This window comes from Shewanella marina JCM 15074, from assembly GCF_000614975.1.
GTDB lineage: Bacteria > Pseudomonadota > Gammaproteobacteria > Enterobacterales > Shewanellaceae > Shewanella > Shewanella marina.
On record NZ_BALM01000010.1, the window covers coordinates 21670 to 38458 of the forward strand.

Annotated in this window: 10 protein-coding genes and 1 pseudogene; 2 read left to right on the forward strand and 9 right to left on the reverse strand. The window is 38.0% G+C overall.

Annotated elements, in window-relative coordinates; all coding sequences use genetic code 11:
* The 6 genes from JCM15074_RS09335 to recG form a co-directional block, all read right to left on the reverse strand.
* Complete coding sequence (locus tag JCM15074_RS09335) at window positions 1-3459, reverse strand: ATP-binding protein (RefSeq protein WP_025820955.1); 3459 nt, start codon at window positions 3457-3459, stop codon at window positions 1-3.
* Between the two features lie 51 nt (window positions 3460-3510).
* Window positions 3511-7239: a S8 family peptidase gene (locus JCM15074_RS09340; RefSeq protein ID WP_025820956.1), complete on the reverse strand. Its 3729-nt coding sequence runs from the start codon at window positions 7237-7239 to the stop codon at window positions 3511-3513.
* A 5-nt stretch (window positions 7240-7244) separates the two neighbouring features.
* Window positions 7245-9125, reverse strand: a complete 1881-nt coding sequence (locus JCM15074_RS09345) for a GlyGly-CTERM sorting domain-containing protein (protein WP_025820957.1) — start codon at window positions 9123-9125, stop codon at window positions 7245-7247.
* Window positions 9116-9604, reverse strand: coding sequence for a hypothetical protein (locus JCM15074_RS09350; RefSeq protein ID WP_025820958.1), 489 nt, complete (start codon window positions 9602-9604; stop codon window positions 9116-9118). Before JCM15074_RS09350 ends, JCM15074_RS09345 begins: the two co-directional genes overlap by 10 nt.
* A gap of 158 nt (window positions 9605-9762) precedes the next feature.
* Window positions 9763-10644, reverse strand: coding sequence for a DUF3014 domain-containing protein (locus JCM15074_RS09355; protein WP_025820959.1), 882 nt, complete (start codon window positions 10642-10644; stop codon window positions 9763-9765).
* Window positions 10645-10767: 123 nt separating this feature from the next.
* Complete coding sequence (recG, locus tag JCM15074_RS09360) at window positions 10768-12843, reverse strand: ATP-dependent DNA helicase RecG (protein WP_025820960.1); 2076 nt, start codon at window positions 12841-12843, stop codon at window positions 10768-10770.
* 199 nt (window positions 12844-13042) lie between these two features.
* On the opposite strand from recG, the gene JCM15074_RS09365 reads away from it, so the two are divergent.
* Complete coding sequence (locus tag JCM15074_RS09365) at window positions 13043-13546, forward strand: outer membrane beta-barrel protein (RefSeq protein ID WP_025820961.1); 504 nt, start codon at window positions 13043-13045, stop codon at window positions 13544-13546.
* Between the two features lie 11 nt (window positions 13547-13557).
* On the opposite strand, the pseudogene JCM15074_RS23995 reads toward JCM15074_RS09365, so the two are convergent.
* A pseudogene (locus tag JCM15074_RS23995) lies at window positions 13558-13698 on the reverse strand (response regulator transcription factor); the annotation flags it as partial.
* A 25-nt stretch (window positions 13699-13723) separates the two neighbouring features.
* Window positions 13724-14506: an AraC family transcriptional regulator gene (locus JCM15074_RS09370; RefSeq protein ID WP_025820962.1), complete on the reverse strand. Its 783-nt coding sequence runs from the start codon at window positions 14504-14506 to the stop codon at window positions 13724-13726.
* A 138-nt stretch (window positions 14507-14644) separates the two neighbouring features.
* On the opposite strand from JCM15074_RS09370, the gene JCM15074_RS09375 reads away from it, so the two are divergent.
* Window positions 14645-15787 carry an MFS transporter gene (locus JCM15074_RS09375; RefSeq protein WP_025820963.1) on the forward strand — a complete coding sequence of 381 codons (1143 nt, stop codon included), beginning with the start codon at window positions 14645-14647 and terminating at the stop codon, window positions 15785-15787.
* A gap of 42 nt (window positions 15788-15829) precedes the next feature.
* Here the strand turns inward: JCM15074_RS09375 and JCM15074_RS09380 are convergent, their stop codons facing one another.
* Window positions 15830-16759, reverse strand: a complete 930-nt coding sequence (locus JCM15074_RS09380) for a calcium/sodium antiporter (protein ID WP_025820964.1) — start codon at window positions 16757-16759, stop codon at window positions 15830-15832.
* Window positions 16760-16789 lie beyond the last annotated feature (30 nt).

Genomic DNA, 16789 nt, shown 5'->3' on the forward strand with positions numbered 1-16789 from the left:
TTATGAGCCTCTTTGTAAGATCCAAGATAATCGACCAAATTTGATCGGTTTACTGAGGAAGTAAAAGTCTGGGTAGTTTGATACTTGCTGTTTTACTGTTTTATCTTCAGAAATAATGATAATTTGTTTACTGTTAATCGTCCCTTTTTGCTGATATGAATTAATAAGCGTTAGCCCATTATCTTCAAGTCCCAAATTAAAGTCACATACCACTAAATCTATTGGCTCACTAATGGAAAAGTTATTGATGATATTCATATCAGTAATTATTGTGACTAGATAACCACAATTTGTTAATTGTTGTTCTAATTCATAAGCATAATATTCATCATTATCAATGACTAATGCTATTTTCTTGGGCTGACTATCTAGTGTTGATGAAGATACATCATCGGCAAGCTCAATGGCAAAGCTGAACTCTGTTCCATAGTCACAAGAATTAAGTTTTAACCTTAAATTTAAGATTTTAGAAATCTGCTGTACGATTGTTAGACCTAATCCAAATCCCGCATACTTTTCAGTTCCCCTCACAAATGAATCATATAGTCTAGACTTAATATGTAATGGGATGCCTGGGCCGTTATCAATAATATATATTGTTGCAGAGTCAGTTTCTTGAGTGGCAATGATTTGTAACGAACCATTAGACTGCATATTTTTTAATGCATTATCTATGATGTTATTGATCATTCTAGAGAGCAAGAATTGATCTGATTTTACCCATGTTATTTGTGGGTCAATTGTAATTGATACAGTAATATTTTTGTCTTTTATTAGCCCCTTGAATCGATTAATTGCTTCAGTAAAAAAGCTTTCTAAAGAGAAGTTGCTTATTTTTGGTTTAATGATGTTTGCATCAAATTTCGATAAGTTAACAATAGATTCAACGAGTTTATCTAATAGGATAATCTCCTCCATAATCTCTTGTTTATCTTGATCTTGTGTTAATTTTCTCTCAAGTTTCCATCGAATAGCATTGAGTGGTGCTCTTAAATCATGGCTTGCTGATGCGATAAATCGAGTTTTATCGATATTAGCTTTAATGGCAATTTGTTGTTGTTCTTTATATTGGGCTGTTTTGTTTTTAACATCATTTGCCAGCTTTTTATTATATTCTTCTTGTTGCTTGTTTTTTACTTTTTCAATATGTAATTGGCTTGTTTTGAATTTAAGTTTGTAATAAAAAATAAGTGATATCATAGATGTTAAGATAATGAAGTAGCATATCATCATTATTGTTGAACGATAAAATGGCTCGCTAACAATAAAGTGTTTTGTAGCAATATTACTTTCGGTTCCATCATATTTTATAATTTTTGCTTCGATTATATATCGACCTGGTTTGGGTTTTATTAATTTTATTTCTTTATCTGATAATCTCCACTCACTATATATTCCATCATCTTTCGATTTTATTCTATAAAAAATATTGTCATCATCTGTAATGTTGAAATTTGATGATGTTAGTTTTAATGTTATTAGGCTTGGTTCAATAAAATCATTTTTCTTGCTATTCCAGTAAATATTATCGTCAACCTTTATAGATAGAAAGCTAACATTAATATTTCTATTGTATGACTTTATGCCAGGCTGTTTAAAGTAGGTGATATTTAATAGGCTGGAAAAGTAAATGTAATTATTAATTGTTCCACAGTTTAATCTTTGGAATTCTTGATGATTTAATCCAGAAGTGTAATCAAAGCTAATAATTTTATTGTTTTTTAATTGAGATAATCCATGTGATGTTGCAATCCATATATTTCCAAGTTGGTCTTCAGTCATGCATATTGGGTTGAAATTATTATGTTTGTTTTCTATTTCATACTTATGTAATCTATGTGTTTTATCATTTTTATTTAAATAATATAAACCATCATCTAATGTTATTACCCATAACTTTTCTTTATTCTCGTATAATGTAATAGGAATTTGTGGCCCATCAATCATGGTCAGTGGGATTGTAGTATTTTCAAAATCATTTATATCGATTGATACAACGCCTTTTCTTTGAGTTGCAATAATAAGTTTATTATTAATTAAGGCACTATCTACAGGCATGATTATACCTGTCTTTCTTCTTTTATCTATTGTAAGAGTGTTGTTTTTAATTTTTGCTAAGAATAATTCTGTTGAGCTGGTAAGAATAAAATAATTTGAGTCAATTATTTTATGGATTGAAATTAAGCGTATTTTTTTTGGTAAATTCAATATTAATATTTCAGAAGTATTGTTTTTAATTATTTTAATTATTTTATTTGATGAGGATAAGTAATAGTTGTTATCTTGAGATAGAATAGTGTCATTATGTTTTTTAGATTCGAATTTTTTAGTTACGATAGCATCTGTGAACTGAAATGTATGAAGTTCATTCTGTGTTGATACCTTTAGTGTGTTTTCATTAGTTCCGGTATATTTTATATGGATATCATCTTTGTTATTAAAAATGTACTGCCAATTAGGGTGATTTTTTTTATTTGGGATTCGGTAAAGCCCATCTGTTGTTCCAACAAAAATACTACCATTAGAGTGAATGTTAGCTGTTAATGCCATATCTGCATTATTGTATTTTTCATTTTTACTATTTGGTATTATCGAATATTCTCTTATTAAATTATCTATATTGAATTTTTCAATACCTTTTCTGGTTACAGCATAAATATATTCATTATCTGTAATGAAGGATGATATCATATTACTTCTCAAAGTATTATTTTTTGTATTAAATTTTTTTATCAATTGCTCATTTTTGTATACAAAAATTCCTTTTCCAAAAATACTTATCCAAAGCTGACCATTTTTATCGATTTTTGTGGCACGAACATCCTGTTCATTTTTATTAAAATTCTGTAATTTTATTTTTTTAATTGAATTTGTTTGTAAGTTATATTGGTAATATTCGGATAATGTAGATATTAAAATATTAGCATTATCTATTTTATATATAATGCTTGTGTTTTGTAATCTAGGATCATCACTGAATTTTGAAACTGAGTGATTGCTTAAGTTGATTTTTATTATTTTTCTATTTGATACTGATAAAGCATACTCATCATTGATAAATGTAATGTTGTTTGATCGAGTTAATAATTTATCATTATCTTTGATAGAGGATGGCTTGAGATTGTAAATGTTAATAATATCAATGCCATTTAGATTTAATACCCACATCTCATTTTTATAATTTATGATTTTGGTGATGACATTAGAGCTAATTGAATATTCTAGAGAGTTGTTTTTAGTTAGGTTGGTAATTCCTAAACCATCGATAATACTTATACCGTTAGGACTTCCTACCCATATTCTGTTTAATGGGTCTTCTGCAATAGTATATATGCTGCTACCCACCAAGCCGGTCTCTAGATCCCAATTTTTGGCATAAGGTTTTTCTATATGATATGAAAAAGAAGGAGAGGATATGATAAATGTAATAAATATTATAATAATTATTTTAAATAACATATCTCTCCTTTGATGTGAGTTGATATTAAATATCTCACTCACATCAAGTCGTTATGGTTTGAATCTAACTAATATGACTGGGATTAATAAAAATAACAACCACGATGTTGTCCCCCCTGAGTTAGTTGTTGTTGGTGAAGCCGTTACTGTAATGGATTGTTGTCTTGTGAACTCTCCGTCAGTTACACTAACCATAAAGCTTAGGCTGACTTCTCGCTCTAGCGATGGGATCTCTAACGAAATAGTTTGCGCATCCTTAATTTCACTCAAAAGAGATACGCCACCAGTTTGAGTCCAGCTATATTGCAATTCGTCTTGATTCGCATCGGTGCCATTTGCTGTAAGCGTGAGAGTGTCACCTGCAGTGAGTGATTGACTACTTGCTGTTATTTCAAGTTCTGGTGCGAGATTAGCATTATGCTGCTTTAGTTCTTGATTCCAAGTTTGATCACTTTTTGATGAACTCGCATTAAATCGATGGATAAAGTCTCCTGACGTCGGTGTTGTCATTGCTATCGGTAGGGCAATACTCATCGATTTAGCCATTGCAGCCTGATTGATGGTCATTTGAATTTTATTACCGTTAGCATTTACGCCATCGATATCTTCAGCAAGTTGGAAACTTTCATGTAGTTCAATATCAAATTGATACTTAATTTCTTGATTAAGTGGATTATCAACAATATTAAGCATTAGTGGGATGGTATCATTTGCACTAATGTTTTCTATATTTCCTAATATTTCAAATGGTTGTCCTTGTTGTTGAACTATCATTTGAGTCGTACCAAGTGAAACTAAAGTGTCTTCATTAGTATTGCGTTCAAATACCTCAACGTAACTGTAATAATTTGATTTATCTTCTAGCATACCTTGCCAATTAATTGTTACGGGTAAGCTTTCAAATGGAGTTCGTTTACTACTAGGGATTACATTCATAGGTAAGATACTATTAGCCATATTAACGATATCAACTCTAATCTTATCAATATCTAATGAACTCGCTTTGAAGTTCCATACCATCACCCAATACTGGCCTGTGTTCTCACTATCAATGATACATTTTTCATCCCCGTTTCCGGGTAGTGTTGAAGCACAAATAAGCTCTACTTCTTGTGGTTTATTGTCATTGTTACTGTCGATACCGACAAAGAGATCGATATCTTCACTGCTTGTGTCTGCGATATAGAATTCAATATCACCTGTCATTTCATCAGTTACATCAAGAGTAAAATAAGCGATGCCATCAGCAATATCATCAAATGGTGTTGCAGTATTTGAGTCTTGGCTTGCTTGTAATTCTTCACTTATTGCTTTAACTAGCGGGGTATTGGTAAAAAGAATTTGCTGAGGACGTCTAAATATATAACTTTCTAAGTCAAATCCGGCTTCGCTCCAATAATATGCTTGGTTAATTTTTTCAGGGACGACAGCAACGAGTGGCTTAAATCGCATTGGCAACGTTAATGTATCGAGTGTACCTGTAGGCTTGATATTAATGCTGGTATCAAGCCACTCATCTTTACTAAAGCTTTTAAAGGTTGCTGTAATATCAACACTGACAACATCGCCTTTTTTGACACTGATAGTTTCAGGCTCAAAGGTGATGGAATCAATATTAAAGTTGCGACCTTGCATACTAAATTGCCAATCTGCATCTGCGGTGGCTTTAAATTCACGTGTCCAAGTACAACTTCCTGCACATTCACCGTTAATCAAATAAGCACTATTAAGTGATGGAATCATGCCTCCACTTTCTGGATTTGCGGCTAAATATTGCTCGTTGGTAATGTTGAGTAATAAGCCTGCATTGACTGCTTTATCAACTTGGATCATACCTGCACCACGATCCCAAATATCAGCAGTTGTAGTACGGTCCTCTTTTTTCATTGATGTGCTTGCGGTCATCATCATCGCTGATTGAATTTCTGCAACTGACCAATCAGGGTGAACTTGTTTCATTAATGCAGCAGCACCTGCAATATGAGGTGATGCCATTGATGTTCCAGTTAGAAATGAATAATTACTTGGACTTGGGGCTGAGTGGAATGGTTGTTCATCTGTATAAGCCGCATAAATATCAGTCCCTGGAGCTGCAATATGTGGCACTAATAGCTCCGGATATTGACTATAAGGTCCTCGTGAAGATGAAGCATTAATAATATTAGCTTGAGAGTTATCAATAACTGTTGTACCGGCATTAATCATTAATGTTGCTGTCGTTTCGTTATTCATCCACTCATATAAATTGATGCCATCTTGTTCTGATATTTGTATTCCTGGAATAGGATAAGGGATGGAGTATAAAGCGGTATTAGAGTCCGCTACATTACGAATAATGATACCCAATGCACCATGACGCTCAACATTACGAGCTTTAGTAAATAAGCTTGAACCGCCTCTATCGCATAGGATGATCTTATCTTTAATTTCAGGGTAGTTTCTGAAGCTAAAAAAATTACAGGTTTTTCGATTGGCATCAATATCACCAGCATATATCACTTCAGCTGAAACTGGGTTTTCAACTCCACCTATGCCATTAATTGCTGCTAGTGGATTTAGGGAGTCATCTGCACCGGTAATGGTTTTTTCAATGGTTCGGCCATGGCTAGCATTTGCAACTATGGTTGTCCAAGGAGCGAGATGACCTACCGTTGACGCACTTGATCCAGAGTTACCTGCAGATAGCGCGACAAAAATTCCTGCATTATTTGCAGCAAGAAATGCTAAGTCGAGTGCATTATTCCAAGGTAATGGTCCTTCACCACTAGGGCCAATAGACATATTAATGACATTAACATTGTTCTCAATGGCATCTTCAACAGCCTTTACCATCGCATCCGGGTCACAGCCACCAATAGGCGCACAAACTTGGAATGAAATAATGTTTGCATGCGGCGCAACGCCTGATAATTCAGTTATGTTGGTTCCATCAATAGGAAATCCAGAACTTTGTTCTGTATTCCCATGCTTATAAAATGGGATATCACGCAAAATATTACCAGCGACGGTAGAGGCTACATGGCTTCCGTGGCCATTGTAATCAATACCAATGGCTGGTCGTGTATCGCCAAAGTTATCTGTAATTGATGGATAACTAAAAATACCGATCAGTTTATCATTACAGTATTCGCTATGTTCGACACAATCACCTAAGTAACTATTTTCGCCATTTGGATTGATATGTTGATATTCATCATCACCAGTCGTTGCAAAAGAGGGGTGGTCAGGGTTTATGCCTGAGTCGATGATGCCGATAGTTATACCTTCACCTTTCGCATTTAAATGGTTGCTATCATTCCACACTTTTTTTGCACCAATTAATTCTGGACCTACATCTGTATGTAGTTCATAAGGAATTTGGCGAATGACTTTTAATACGTTAGGTAGTGCTAATAGTTTTTTAGCTTCCTTAGGTGTGAGTTCTAATGAAAAACCATTAAAAGCAGTTTTATATTGATAAAAAATTGTTGGTTGATGACCTATTGTTTGACTAACGTGCTGTAGAAATTGATTTTGAATTGTTTCTAATTTTTGAAATTGTTGCTGTACTTGTACTGATTGTGGTTGGAATTGCTTCTTGGCCGAGACTCCGCTATTAAGTAGAGCTGCTGGGGTGCCACGTAGTTGTATAAAATAACGAGAGGTAGCATTTGGTGCATTTTGTGAAATTACATGGTTGACCTTGATATCAAAGGCAAAAGGTTTGCTATTTGCTTGTGCAATATTACTGTGACTAAAACAGGCAAAAACACATGATGCCAGTAGGGTATGTTTTATCATGTCATTTACTCCGTAATAGTGGTTGATGAAGTGGTATGTTTTTTACGGAAAATAGCCACCAAAGCGAGTAATAATAGGCTCCAGTTTAGGCTTCCTCCTGAGTCTGGTTCTCGGTAATCATTGATGTTGACTTGATAGTTCTGACTAATGGTTTGACCCAATGCATCTGTCACGTCTAAAGTCAGCACCGCAACTGAATCTTGTTCTACAAAGGGGGCGGTTATTGTTGTATCTAAATCATTAGTTGTTGATAAAGTCAGTTGTGGACCTGAAGTTTGTTGCCATTTTGCCGTAATGGGCAGTTTGGCATTACTGAGTGCGGGTGCTAGGGATAGACTTTCTGCTTCAGTGACAGTAGAGGTTTGATTAGACAGGGTAATGGACTTATCATCCAAAATATTGATTTTAAGGTTGTGGTTTGTCGTTGAATGTTCATCTCTAACGCTCAAACTAAATTCAGCTTGTTGCTCTGCAATAACGACGGGGCTATTAAAAACTAATTCAGTAGCAAATGGGTCAAAATCTAGTGACTCTCCATTTACTTGAACCCACTCTATATCGAGGTGAACTGAATCTGGGTCGCTTATTTCAGGGGTGATAGTAATTGTTTCTGATTCATTAACATTCATATTCTCAGTAAGTGTAATGATAGGACTATCGTTGATTGAATTGACCCTGATGTTGTAGGTTAATTGCGTTTTTTGATTCGGATCGTTTTTATCTGTGACAGTGATCGCTACAGGGATGTTACCTGCAAATTCTACTGCAGGAACAAGCGATAAATTGATAGCATTATCATCGTCAAGGTTGACTGCTATCTCTGTATCTTCCACTTCAGTAGTCGCAGTAAGTTCTAGTTCAACTTGAGCATTATTTTTGATTTGTAATTTAGTTGTGAAAGGTTGGTCTTCGTCAATGACCCAAGGTACCTGAGGCCATTCCAAGGTGAGTTCGCTGTTGTATCCTAATTCACCATTAACTTGCATGCTTTGAATATAGGTTGGTGAGCTGCTGACATAACCCGTTTTAAATGTACTAACGAGTTCCCCAAAAGGAGATCTTGCTGGCGATACACGACCAATAGGTGCATTTGTTTCTGCAAATAGATTATTGCGTAGGACATTGCCATCGAGATTAAAATCGACACGACGAATATTGGTTATATTGCCACTATTGTTCTCTGAGTCAGCATAAAGTAACGATAGCTGGTCATTATATTGAGAGATAAACCCACCCGATAAATAGCCAAGATCTTCTTCAGAACGCTCGATTTCTAATATGATAGTGGGATCTGAAGAGTTAACAAATTGACCATCAAGCTGTACTTGTTGCATAAATAGAGCTGAGCTTCTGAATGGGCCGCCACGGCCTAGTCCTACCCAAGTGACAATCATAGTGTCATCATTGAATAACATTGTTGGTATGTTGACATCGTTATATTGTGAATTGGCATTATGTGAGACTCTCAAGCCTGAATTATCGAATAATGGTTCACCATCTTGATTAATATGCTGTAGATAAAGGTTAGCGCCAAATAGTGTTGGTTGACGCCAAGCAAAGGCGACGCCGCCATTACCATCATCATGCATTTTTATAATATTGTTGCCCCTAAATGGCAGCGCAATATCACCAAACATAATCAGTTTTGCATTTTCGCCCCATAAAGGTTTGCCCTGATAATTATATTTTTGAATATATAAGGCGTTACTATTGTCTGACTCCCTTGGGCCGTAAGTGAGCACTACGATGCCATCTTTTACTGCAATAATATCAAGGTGAGTATTGGTTCTCGTGATATTGGAAAGTGTCGCGCTCCATTGTTGCTCACCATCATCATTGAGCAGTCCAACATTAATTAGCTGTTCTCTATCAGCATTTACATACATGAAGCTATAGCAAGGCCATGTTCTGACGGGGCAAGGTTAGCCGTGAGCCCTGACAGCATATCATCAGGTTGTGGAATAAAAGGTTCTGTCCATGCTGGGCTGCCATCTGTGGCTGTTTTGGTGACGATTAATTCACGAGTCGTTAAGTCTTCTATTGAGGTATAGACTTCATTGTTAGGACCAATATCGATTGCCCAAGTAAAGATAAATGATTGATTTCTATCTCTAATCAACACTGGTTCATTATTCCAAAGAGGATTACCTTTGTTATCGTATTTTTTTAATATGAAATCGTATCGAGTTGAAGGATCTGAGTAACCAATAATAATATTGCCCTGATTATCGGTAACGATCTGTCCCGCATCACTTTTTTCAGTTATTGCAATATATTGTGTTGGGTCATTACTCCACTGTGCTTGACCCAACATTGGCTGCATAGCTAGCATCAATGTTGTCAGCGCGATGGCATGTGTTTTCAATGTCATTCTCCAATTGGTTGTTATACAACAACCATGTTGAGCTATATAACATTGATTGGCATCAAACTAATAGACTAGGGTGTATAGGAAATAACTACTATAGACGTTATAGGAAAGGGTGCCGTAGCACCCTTCATTTAATTGTATTTAATGGCTTATTATTGCTGTAATTGTGCTTGTAGTTTTCTCAACACAGCTTTTACTTTTTTGCTGTTTTCAGGCCCCATACGGATCATTAACTTTTGCGCACTTGGCAATGCTTCGAGCTTAGGATCAGTAAATTGGTAGTTAACACTAATACCATTTAATTCGATAGGGTCGGTGATGATAGGTGCATCCAACATGACTTGAATGGCATTTTGCATCGTGTCATTAAAGTTTTTATTGGCATAACCCAGCTCATCAAATGCTTGCTGTAACAGTGGTTCAACTTGTTTATAAGTCGCTGCAAGTTGTTTGTCGTTAAGGCCTGCTAAAAAGTCTGCGTACATATCGTAACGATGGAAGCTATCAGGATCCATATAGGTTTTATTGGTCACATCAACTGCATTAAATTGAGTTTTAGGACCTGTAATTGGACTGACTTTTCTGGCCAAATCACCTTGGGCTAAGTTGTCTACAAACACCACAAACTGACGGGCAATATCGTGCTTAACCAATAATGGTTCAATCACCATTTCACCAGCAATTTCATTGCTTTTTTGTAGCATAAAAGGGTCACTATCATTTAAGGTCGGTAGTGGCTCAGGTTTTTTGACGGCAACTTCTGGTTCAGTCACAACCGTCTCAGTAACGACTTCTTCAGGCGCAGTTACTGGTTCAGTTTCAGGAATTTGATCAACCGCTAATGGCTCACTTGGTGCTTGTTCTGGCACATTAACTTCTGCAACTGACTGTTCGATAATCGCATCTGGATTTTCACGGGTAAAATAAAAATATGTGGCTGCAGCTAATGCGAGAATTACTGCAACAATCGCCATATAATTCGTCCCTGAGGACTTGGGTTGAGGGGCGATTCTGTCTTCTTGATTTGCTTGCATATTACTTCCTTGGCTCGCTGGAACAGGTATGAAATATAAAACAATATGATAAGTACATTTTGCCTTATCACGGTAACTTGTCTAGCTCATTTTTTATTTTTAATGTAACTGCCATGCCGGTGCTTAAGCTTGGATGTAATGTTCCCGCTGTCCAAGCCAACGCTCAATAATCGCATCGACATTTTCTGGTACTTGTTGCATCACATGTTGTGCTAATTTTTGGATATTAGGAATTAATGCCTGATCCCGTACTAAATCAGCCACTTTCATCTCTGCAAGACCGGTTTGTCTCGTGCCTAGTACTTCACCTGGGCCACGGATTTCTAAATCTTTTTGTGCAATAACAAAGCCATCGTTACTTTGGCGCAGCACCCCTAAGCGTTGGGTCGCGGTATGAGATAGTGGGGCTTTATAAAGTAAAACACAGTGGCTGGCGACCGCGCCGCGGCCAACTCGGCCTCGTAACTGGTGTAATTGTGCCAGCCCAAGCCGTTCTGGGTTTTCAATAATCATTAAACTGGCATTGGGTACATCTACACCCACTTCAATCACCGTAGTCGCCACTAATAACTGTAATTCCCCCGCTTTAAAATCGGCCATAATTTGCTGTTTTTCAGCCGCTTTCATGCGGCCATGTACTAACCCTATTTTTAATTCTGGGAGGGCGAGTGTTAACTCTGCTGCTGTATCTTCTGCGGCTTGGCACTCTAATACTTCAGATTCTTCAATTAAGGTACACACCCAATAGGCTTGGCGATTATCATTGATTGCGGCTTGCCTGACTCGTTCAATCACTTGTTCACGACGGTTTTCACTAATGGCGACGGTAGTGACAGGCGTTCGTCCCGGCGGTAGCTCATCAATAATGGAGGTATCTAAATCGGCATAAGCAGTCATGGCTAATGTGCGCGGGATTGGTGTCGCCGTCATAATCAGCTGATGCGGATGGAAACCTTGATTAATGCCTTTTTCACGTAAACCTAAGCGTTGATGTACGCCAAAACGATGTTGCTCATCAATAATGGTGAGTGCCAGATTATGAAATACCACTTGTTCTTGGAATATCGCATGAGTGCCAATCACCATATTGGCGCTGCCAGAGGCAATATCTTCAAGCGATTGGGTTCTCGCTTTACCCTTTAATTTACCCGCTAGCCAGCCAACTTTTAGGCCTAAGGGTTCAAACCAAGTTTTAAAATTATTGGCGTGCTGCTCGGCCAACAATTCTGTTGGCGCCATCATGGCCACCTGATAGCCATTTTCAATGGCTTGTAGCGCAGCTAATGCCGCCACTAGGGTTTTACCAGAGCCAACGTCGCCTTGCACTAATCGCATCATAGGTACAGCTTGTTCCATATCTTGATGGATTTCAGCAACCACTCGCTGCTGTGCGCCAGTGGGCTTAAATGGCAAGGCTTGTAAGAATGGATTGAGCAGTTGTCCTGTCGCAGGCATCTTAATTGCTAAGTCACGGTTACTGCGTTGACGCAAACGCAGCATACTTAAATTGTGTGCCAATAGTTCTTCTTGGATCAATCGTTGCTGCGCAGGGTGACTGCCTTGTTCCAGTTGATAAAGCACTACATCAGCTGGTGGCCGATGCAAAATTTGTAATGCTTGTGGCAAAGTTAATTGATTTGGTTGCAACTGTGGTGGCAGTAATTCTTGTAAGCCGTCTTGCTGCAAAAATTGCAGTGCTTGTTCGGTATATTTAAGCCAACTTGCTTGTTTTAAACCTTCCGTCGTCGGATAGATTGGTGTCAACGTGTCGCTTAAATTAGGACTATCACCTGCTTGAATCACTTTATATTCAGGATGAATAATTTCACGGCTATGTTTACCAAAACGAACTTCGCCATAAGCACGGATTATTAAACCTTGTTGCATGGCATTACGTTGCGCGAGAGAGAAATTAAAAAAACGTAACACCATGACACCAGAATGATCGCGGATGGTACAAGTCAGCATGCGACGTTTACCCGGCAAAATTTGGGTACTTTGAATTTCGCCTTCAACAGTGCCATAGCTGCCTGGTGATAATGCTGTGATGGGATAAATTTGAGTGCGATCTTCATAACGAAGCGGCAGATGAAATAGCACATCTTGGATGCTGTTAATGCCAAGCTTTGCTAGTTTTTCAGCTGCTTTTTTAGCTACGCCGTTAAGTTCGGTAACGGGAATAAGATCGAGTCTTTGCAAGATGTTAGCACTCAATTACTGTGGATATATACATATACTATCAGAGAATCCTAGACACGCAATCATCCGAATCCTATTTACGGGGCAAACAAATTTGATTTATATCATTAGATGATACATTTGTTTGATTTTTATAGAATTAAAAGGAGGTTACTCTATTAAACTATTACAATAATTATCAGATGATGGAGTGAATAAAATGAGTAAATTGGTGCAGTCTACGTTGGCTATCGCATTATTGAGCATCTCTTCAATGGCGATGGCCACTGAACATAATAGCCGTGAAGGTGCTGCAGTGGTCGGTGGTATTTCAAATATTTTTGGTGATACTGGCGATAGCATTAAGACCCTTGATGGTGAGCGCACCGCGTACGCTATTTCTGGTAGTTATACATGGGATTATGGCTTGAGTGTCGGCGGTACTATCTCTACTCGTGTTGAGATGGCGGCAGCAGAAAAAGCCAGTAAGTGGAGTCACGCTAACCTTTATGCAGGCTACACCTTTAATAACGGTATTAAGCTTATGGCGGGTGCGGGCAACTTAATGCTTAGCGGCGATCTTAAAGATGATAGCTATACAGGTTACATGTTAGGTGTCGGTTATAGTCAACGTCATTTTAGTGCTGAAATACATTATGAAAACTATGATTTAGAAGGTATTTCAACACCTATTGCCACTTTCCTTGTCGGTTACAAGTGGTAAATTAACCTTCTTTACAACCAGCCTTTTTGCTTAGCAATACGGGCCGCATCGATGCGATTGGTGGCATTAAGTTTGCTGATCGCTTCTGATAAATAGTTACGTACAGTGCCTTCTGCAATAAATAGACTATTGGCAATTTCAGCCGTGGTTTTGCAGTGCTGTCAGTATGCACAAATGTCATGATCTTGTATTGGCATACATATAATGGCGTGGTGTTAAGCCCGTTTTTTGACGAAAGAAACTGATGAAAGCGCTGTCGTTAGCGAACCCCAGCCGATATGAAATATCACTAATTGATTGATTATTAGAGAGTAGTTCTACGGCAGTAATTAAGCGCCATTGTTGCCGCCAACTTTGATAAGGCATAGCCGTTTCTTTGCTAAATATTCTACTGATGGTTTTGCTGCTAGCACCTATTTGCTGACTTAACTCAGTTAAGCTAGGCGCAATAAAATCACTATGGTTGATGGTGGCTAGCCAGTGTTTTAGACGAGGATCTTGCGGTAGCGGTAAATTGAGATGGCTATCATTGGCCTGATTGAGTTCTTCAATCAGTAAATTCACTGCATTGACTTGTTCCGCTCTCGCTTTAGTAAACGACCACATCGCCATTCTTTCGAGTAACGCCTGCATTAGTGGATTGATATCAATTATCTTAAGTTCGCGACTTAATTGACTTTGTAGGCTTGGGTCAAAGTACAGCGAACGATATTGGGTCACATTGTGCATTTGAGCGTTATGCACAATTCCTGCGGGGATCCAAGCGGCACGCATCGGTGGCAGTACGCATTTAAGTCCAGCTAAATTAATGATCATACAACCCTGATTAGAGTAGAGTAATTGATCCTTATTGTGGGTATGAAAGCCTGAATTATGGTTGCCTAAGTTAGCAGCCAAACCTATCACTAAGCCATCATAATCATCAGCACAGAATTGTTGGTCAACATCGATATAAGCCAATGCAATTTGTCCTTATCTTAATAAAAAACGTCTTAGTATTAATATAAGGTTATTGTCGGCAAAGATAAACTTACCACCATTAAAATAGCGAACGAGAAAGTGATCGGCTGAAAACTAGCGATCTAAGGTAGGTAAGTGATGCAAAAAATATCAGTTCCATTAGCGGTGGCATTATTGATGTTCCCACAAATAGTGGAAACTATGTATAGCCCAGCATTAACCTCAATTCAGCAGCATTTTGCAGTGACGAGTGCGCAGGCCGGGCAAGGCATGTCATTTTTCTTTATTGCTTTTGCACTCGGAGTCGTGTTTTGGGGGCGCATGTGTGATGTTATCGGTCGGCGACAATCAATGCTCGCAGGCCTAGTCAGTTTTACGGTGTTGGTAATATTCACCTTATATGCAGCAACATTTACGCTATTTTTAATCGGCTTCAGTGGTTGTGCTTTTGCTATTGCGGTGGGCTCTATCTGTACTCAAACAATGATCCGCGATAGCTATCAAGGTCATGAGTTAGCTAACATTTTTTCTATTATTGGTATTTCAATAGGCCTTAGTCCCATAGTGGGAATGTTGCTTGGGAGTCAGTTAACGGCGTTTGGTGGTTACCGATGGGTATTTGGCGGAATGGGTCTTATCGTTGTTGGGTTATTGATATGGAGCTATTGCCAACTCGCTGAGACTCATACATTACAAACGAGTAATAATAACTTAATTTGTTTAGCAATGACGATGCTTAAAGATAGCTATATTTGGTACATCAGTTTAATGGTCGGTTTGTTTAATATTGCGCTGTTTTCCTATTACAGCATTGCGCCATTTATGTTTGCCAAGATGGCGCTGAGTGTGACCTTTTTTGGCTATACAGCGGTTGTTCTTGCAAGCGGCTCAATTGTGGGTTCTCTGATTAATATTAAGCTGTTAAAAACCCGTTTAAGTTCTCTGCAAATAGTACTTATCGCCAGTGTTATCTTGTTTTTCAGTGGAGTTGGGGTTGCGATATTGCAGCATTCAATGTGGTTTTTTATGCCGATGGCGCTTGTGTCTCTTGCGTTTGGTATCGCGCTACCGCATTTATTAAGTACGGCTTTGAATCATTATCGTCAGCAGTTAGGCAGTGCAGGGGCATTATTGGGGTTATTTTATTATTTAGTGATTGGTATTGGTTTACATTGTGCCGTTCAATACTTGGCTTTAGCAACGGTATTATTACTGTGTGGTGGTCTGGCAATGGTTTTAGCTGGTGGGCAAATAATTTATGGAACTAAAGATGCTGTTTAAAATAAAATAGCCCCATGAAAGGGGCTATTTTATAAGGTGAAATTAAGCAGTTTGGCTAATTAAGTAACCAATATAAGCTAGGTAACCCACCAATAATATGGCACCTTCACGGCGACCAATACGTAAACCTGTCCATGCAAATGGTAATAGGATAACGGCTAAAGCTAGCATCACCATAAAGTCAAAGTTTTGCAGACCCGCGCTGTGTACTGGGTGAATAATAGCAGTCACACCTAAGATGGCTAAAATGTTGAATAGGTTTGAACCTACAACGTTACCAATCGCAATATCACTTTGTCCTTTTAATGCTGCCACAATTGAAGTAACAAGCTCTGGCATACTGGTGCCAATCGCCACAATCGTTAAGCCAATAATGACTTCACTAATGCCCATCGATTTGGCTAAATCAACCGCGCCATCAACAAATAGAATACCACCACCAACAAGCATACCGATGCCTGCAAGCACTAATACAATTGATAACACTGGGTTTTGAGGCTTAGTATCAAGCTCATCATCAATGTCATCATTGCCAGAGTTTTTATAGCTATAAACTAAGTAAGCTACCAGTGCAGTGATTAGAATGACACCATCAACAAAGCTCAGTTCACCATCCAGTAATAGTCCCCAAAAGAGTAAAGTCGCAATAATCATTAATGGAATATCGCGCTTAACCATTTGTGATTTAACTTTGATTGGGCGAATTAGCGCCGTTAGCGCCAAGATAAGGCCGATATTCGCAATGTTAGAGCCAATAACGTTACCAATAGCAATGCCCGGGTTACCTGCTAGCGCTGATTTTACGCTTACTGCAAGTTCTGGTGCGCTAGTACCAAAGGCAACAATGGTTAAGCCAATGATTAATGGCGCAATACCAAGCTTTAACGCAATAGCGGTAGAGCCACGAACAAGTGCTTCTGCACCCACGGTAAGAATGATAAAACCACCGAGAATGGATAGAAAAATTAACATGGAAGTAGTGTCTGCTTATAGTTAGGTTAT